This is a genomic window from Salinivibrio sp. MA427 (assembly GCF_001996115.1).
In the GTDB taxonomy this organism is placed as follows: domain Bacteria; phylum Pseudomonadota; class Gammaproteobacteria; order Enterobacterales; family Vibrionaceae; genus Salinivibrio; species Salinivibrio costicola.
Genome location: NZ_MUFH01000168.1, coordinates 1 through 5,652, shown reverse-complemented (window position 1 = coordinate 5,652; position 5,652 = coordinate 1). Strand labels below are relative to the sequence as shown.

The 5,652-nt window shown below is 49.4% G+C and carries 5 protein-coding genes; 3 read left to right on the top strand and 2 right to left on the bottom strand.

Annotated features, from left to right (window positions below; genetic code table 11):
- Positions 1-89: 89 nt before the first annotated feature.
- On the bottom strand, positions 90-2,087 hold the full coding sequence (locus BZG79_RS10770) for a prolyl oligopeptidase family serine peptidase (RefSeq protein WP_077774381.1): 1,998 nt from the start codon (positions 2,085-2,087) through the stop codon (positions 90-92).
- 165 nt (positions 2,088-2,252) lie between these two features.
- On the opposite strand from BZG79_RS10770, the gene rrtA reads away from it, so the two are divergent.
- The 3 genes from rrtA (at position 2,253) to BZG79_RS10755 (ending at position 4,494) form a co-directional block, all read left to right on the top strand.
- On the top strand, positions 2,253-2,858 hold the full coding sequence (gene rrtA / locus BZG79_RS10765; RefSeq protein WP_077679509.1) for a rhombosortase: 606 nt from the start codon (positions 2,253-2,255) through the stop codon (positions 2,856-2,858).
- Positions 2,859-2,945: 87 nt separating this feature from the next.
- Positions 2,946-3,428: a DUF2780 domain-containing protein gene (locus BZG79_RS10760; protein WP_077460594.1), complete on the top strand. Its 483-nt coding sequence runs from the start codon at positions 2,946-2,948 to the stop codon at positions 3,426-3,428.
- A 169-nt stretch (positions 3,429-3,597) separates the two neighbouring features.
- The gene (locus BZG79_RS10755; RefSeq protein WP_077774383.1) at positions 3,598-4,494 is read left to right on the top strand and encodes a DMT family transporter; all 897 of its coding nucleotides are present in this window, start codon (positions 3,598-3,600) and stop codon (positions 4,492-4,494) included.
- A gap of 249 nt (positions 4,495-4,743) precedes the next feature.
- Here the strand turns inward: BZG79_RS10755 and BZG79_RS10750 are convergent.
- Positions 4,744-5,652 (bottom strand): methyl-accepting chemotaxis protein (locus tag BZG79_RS10750; protein ID WP_242414164.1); only part of this gene is annotated, 909 nt, incomplete at its 5' end.

The following is a 5,652-nucleotide window of genomic DNA, read 5'->3' as shown; positions in this document are numbered from 1 at the left end:
GCCACAGAGACAGAAGACAATTTCATTTAATACTCCGGTTAGTTCACACGCTTCAGTTGGTGTAAGAGAAAGGCATAGTCGGTCGCTTGTTACGTCAGCCCATGACGCGCATCGGCTTGGTGGCCACGGGAAAAATCTGTCAACAACAAATAAGGGCCCGATCGGGTGCTGGTTGCGGCTAAATGCGAAAGGTATTGCGCCCCCTCCCAAAAGGGCACACGCTGATCGTCCCAACCGACACGCACCAGCATAGGGGGATAAGGTTTTTGCTGGATGTTGCGCAAAGGATCATAGCCTTGCATTGCCTCGCGCTGATCGCTTTGCGCGGGATTGCCCCATTCTTGATATTGCTGTGCAGTTAACGGCAACGCCGGGTTAGACATACTGCCCAGCACATCGACAAACGGAACATTGAGGCTAGCGGCAGCAAACGCTGCGGGCGCTTGGTTAAGTGCCGCGGCAACCAAGGTACCGCCAGCGCTAGAGCCCACAGCCGCGACTGCACGCTGTCCATCTTGATAACGGCCCATCGCTTTGGTGACATCAATAAAATCTTGGATGCCATGCTTTTTATTCATCCCGCTGCCCGCTTGGTGCCATGTTGCGCCGTAATAGCCCCCGCCACGCACATGCGCAATTGCATAGATGACGCCTCGGTCCATTAACGAGACAGTTTGCGGCATAAAATACGGCTTCATAGTAAAGCCATACGCGCCATATCCATACAGCACGACTGGCGATGACGGAGTCAGCGCACCTTTGCGGTACGCTAACGTAACAGGAATACGATGCGGTCCGACGTACAAGCGTTCAGAGTGGTAACGAGATGCATCAAAGTCGGGGTAATGATCGGCACTGACTTCACGACGTGTGCCGGATTTAAGATCTAGCGCTTCCCATCGTGGCGGCTGTACGAGCGACATACTGCGAATAAACAACTGATTGCTAGCATAGTCGCCTCCGCGCGCAAACCAAGCGACCTGCCCTTGTGCCGCCAAAGGCTGCTTAACAACGCGCTCACCATCCGCATTAAGTAAGACAAACCACTGCTCACCCTCATACTGTTGGGTGAGGACAATGCCATCTTCGAAAAGGTAAAACGTGTTTAACTCAGCGCCCGACTCGGCAGCATAAACCACGTGCCAATCATTCGGCGTCGCAACGGCGGCACGGTAAAGCTGCTTGGTTTCTTGGTGGTTGCTCAGCATCCATAACGCATCATCCGTCTTATCGAGATAGTATTCGACACCCGGTTGACGCGCTTTGAGCGGTGCAGACAGGCTGCCATCATTCAGATGGAGCAGACGTTGTTCGGTCGACGATTCATTGTTGACTTGCACAATGGCCGTATCTGTGTGGCTGGCACGGTATACTGACAGCAACCAAGCAGGATCGGCTTCGTCATATACCAAGGTATCGCCACCGGTGGTACCTATTTCATGGCGGAACAATTGGTTAGGACGCGCGGTTTTCGCCTCTTTACCGACATAGTAGAGCTGCTGATTATCCGGCGACCAGATGACAGATGCATCAGCCTCGGTGGCAATAATATCGGTTTGCCCTGATTGGCGGTTGATCAGCACGATGCGGTAGTCTTCCTCACCGTGAATATCCTCGGCAATGGCGAGCCATTGTCCATTGGGACTTAGCGACCAACTCCCCAGCTGGTAATACGCATGCTCAGCCGCTCGCGCCTCAATGTTGAGCAATGTCGACGCCTGTTCGCTACCTGCTTTCTGTTCGCTAATTGCTTCTTGTTCGCTGACGGCTTTGCGAATACGCAGCACGCGCTCACCATTAACCCGTGTTTGTAAAAATTCGCGACCATCGCGCGCTAACCAAGGTTTGGAGCCGGTTTGCGGTGTGCGCAGCCATTCATTCAATAGCTCATCGCGAAGCGATTGACTCGCTGTCAACGACTGTTGCACATGCTGATTTTGGCGCTCCAGATATGTCCGAATTTTATCCTGTTGTTGCGTCACATCTTGCAGCCACGAAAATGACGACAACGTATTCGTTTCATCATCGCTATGGCTAAATGGCGACACAAACAAAAGCCCGACTAACAGCGCATTCACTAACTTCATGTTATACAAACATTAAATTGGGGGTGAGTTCAGGGCGTGAATCATAGGTGCAAATACGATTGAGATCAATTATCACTTGTATTGAACTTTGAGAAAGATCTCATTCAGTCATATTGCCTGCGATAAGCCGTTGTTATTAAATCGCTGACAAGATATAAGGCTGTGATGAAACCAAGGCAACCTATCATCTTATCCGCATCTGTCCGGCCACTTTTCTTACTGATAATCGTCGCGCTAGCATGTGTTTGGGCTCATTACACGTCAATCGCTGAGACATGGATTTGGCAGCGAAATGCGCTGATATCCGGTCAGTGGTGGCGATTCGTTACAGGCAATCTGGTTCATCAAAACCTTTTTCATTTGTCGGTCAATATGGCGGGATTGGTCGTATTCGGCCTCATTTTTTATCGCCACATCAACGCTAGTACCTTCGCTTGGCTGCTATTGTGGCTTGCTTGTGTGGTGGGTCTGGTGATGTGGTGGGGCCCCTATCAGCAGTACATGGGGCTGTCTGGCGTATTGTACGGTTTGTTTATGTTTGGGGGATTAAGCACGATTCGCACCCCAAGCGGAAAATGCATCGCTTTAATCACGGGTATAAAATGTGTGGCTGATGCCTTGTTGGGTCAAGCTCTGCCCATGCGTGCCGCATTGGGTATCGATATTGCTCACCTCGCTCATGGCGGGGGGATTATGGGGGCGCTGGTCTTTTTTTACATCAAATCACTAATACGTAATTGCTTTGCTCATCATGGTCAAACACAACACTGACTACTTCAACGCGGATTTCTTTCATTCAGCGGCAAGTCCCGCTATACCTAGAGTAACGTGCTTATTCTTTATAACGAGCGAGGGATCATGAAATACGCGGCCACACTGTTAACGCTTTCCAGTCTTCTTCTTACCACTCCGAGCTATGCCCTTTTCGGCCAGGGCGATAAAACCACTGATGTGATGACGCAAATGGCAACCCAATTTGCCGGTGATGAGGTAAGCCAATCTCCGCTCGTTAAATCGATCACTGAACAAGTGGATGTGAGCCCAGCTCAAGCAACAGGTGGCGCCGGGGCCTTACTCGCCATGGCAGCGAATGGCCTCACCGGCAGCGATCAACAAGAGCTTGCAAGTTTACGCCCTGATTTATCGTCGCTTTCGTCATTACTCGGAGACAATGCGAGTGCGGGTGGCATCGGTTCAATGGGTGATGTGTATCGTGCAGCAGAAAAACTTGGTATCGACGCGGCCACGTTAAAGCAGTTTGTGCCGGTTGTGCTCGACTATTTGGGCCAACAAGGCGCGAGCGATGGATTGCTAAGCTCGCTAACCCAACTTTGGCCATAGCGCGACGTTACTTAAACACCGATTAAATCACTCCGTCGCCGCATGCCTCGGCAGTTTAAACAACGACAACGCGCGGCAACCGCTGACGCGCGTTTATTTATCGAATCATCAAGCAAAGCGCACCGAGACGCGTTATCATAGTCGCCCTGTTGTTTAAGTTTGTATGATTATGCCTGCCTTCTCTTTCTCTGCGATCCCCGTTGGGATCCGCTTTATGCTTCTGTCTGCGCTTGGCTTTGCCTTGATGTCCGCCTGTGTGAAATACGTGGCTGTCAATGGTATCCCTGTATTTGAGATTGTCGCCGCCCGAGCACTGGTGTCGCTCATCATCAGCTACACCGATGTGAAACGTAAAGGCCTGTCGGTATGGGGTAACAATAAGCAACTCCTGTTGCTGCGTGGTGTACTCGGTACAGCCGCGCTGATGTGTGTGTATTATGCAGTCACGACTTTACCCTTAGCCGAAGCCACTGTTTTGCAATACACTCACCCGGTGTTTACTGCTGTGCTTGGGTTGGTGTTACTCAAAGAGCGATTACAAGGCGCCACGTTGGTGTGTATTACGCTTTGTTTAATCGGGCTTTACGTGATGGTGCAACCTAACCTTAACGGTAATATTGCGGAGGCCTTGCCCACGTTTAGCGTGATTATTGCGCTTCTGGGGGCATTAGGCAGCTCAATGGCTTATGTGATTGTGCGTAAACTCAGCCGCACCGAAGACAGCTCGGTAATTATTTTGTACTTTCCCATGGTTGCCCTGCCTATCGCGACCGTGCTGATGTGGCCACAGTTCGTGATGCCAAGTTTATCGCTCACATTGCTATTGGTTTTAGTCGGTGTATTTACCCAGGTTGGCCAGTATGGACTCACCAAAGCCATGCAAACCCAACAAGCCGGTGAAGCGTCTGCTTATGCCTATATACAAATTGTGTTCTCAACCTTGCTTGGGGTATGGATCTTTAATGAAGTGCCCTCAATTTGGACCTATCTCGGTGGTGGGTTAATTGTGGCAGGCGCATTATTCAATGCCGTTGGCCATCGCATCTTTCGGCGACGTATCGTATAACACTCGCACATTCAAAGGTTTAATACGAGCAAAACTGGCCTCATTTGAGGCCAGTTTTGGTTTGCTGATCAGGCAAAAACGCGTTAAAGAAGGCTGAATAATTACCAAGTAGAAAAAAGGCTGTCGTGAGAATGTACGAGTGTGTCAGTGTTTGTCGATAGATCTCGTTGCAATGAGAGAACGTATGAGCGTTTGGACAAAACCGGATTGCTCACTCGAGCAATCCGGTTAACAGTCATCGCCTGTCAATTAGGTACGAATATCCTGAATAGCACCGTTCAATGCGTTAACGTTATCTTTTAAATCAGACACAATCGGGCCCAGTTGATCAATCGCTTCATGCATATCGCTTGATAAGGTTTTTATGTTTGATAAATTGCTCGAGATTTCATCACTGACAGAAAGCTGTTCTTCCGTGGCCGATGCAATCGATGAATTCAGTCTATGGATTTCTATCGCAGATTCTTTGATCGTGCCAAGCGATTCGTTTGCGGTGGTCATATTGTCACGTGTCGATGCAATCTTATCTGCGTTAACACGAATAGTCTGTGTTGATTGTTCCGCCTTACCTTGCAAACCACCGATCATTTCTTCAATCTCTCCAGCAGATTTTTGTGTCCGTTGCGCTAAAGATCTCACCTCGTCGGCCACAACCGCAAAGCCACGACCTTGATCGCCTGCTCGCGCCGCTTCGATGGCCGCGTTTAGCGCTAAGAGGTTGGTTTGCTCTGCAATGCCTTTAATCACATCAAGTACATTACCTACATTAGTGGATTCATCGGCAAGCTCTTGGATCACCTCCGATGTCTTTTTGAATTCAGTTTCTAAACTGCCAAACTCGACCATGGTTTTATCGAACACATCTTTACTGGTGGTGGTTTCTTTCTCGGTACTACCTGCGTACTTTTCTGCCATGGAGGTGTTCTCCGCTACCGTGGCAAGGGCGGAGGTCATTTCTTCCATGGCCGTGGCACCCATCTCGAGCTCTTGGTTTTGCTGGTTAGATATTTTGGCATTTTTACTGGTAATATCGACCAAACTATCCGTAATCTGAGCGATCATATGATTAACGCTATTAATTTTATCAATGGTCGATGAATAGCTGCCAACGACCTTATTGACTGTGGTACCGATTGTTCCAATTTCATTATTTTTACT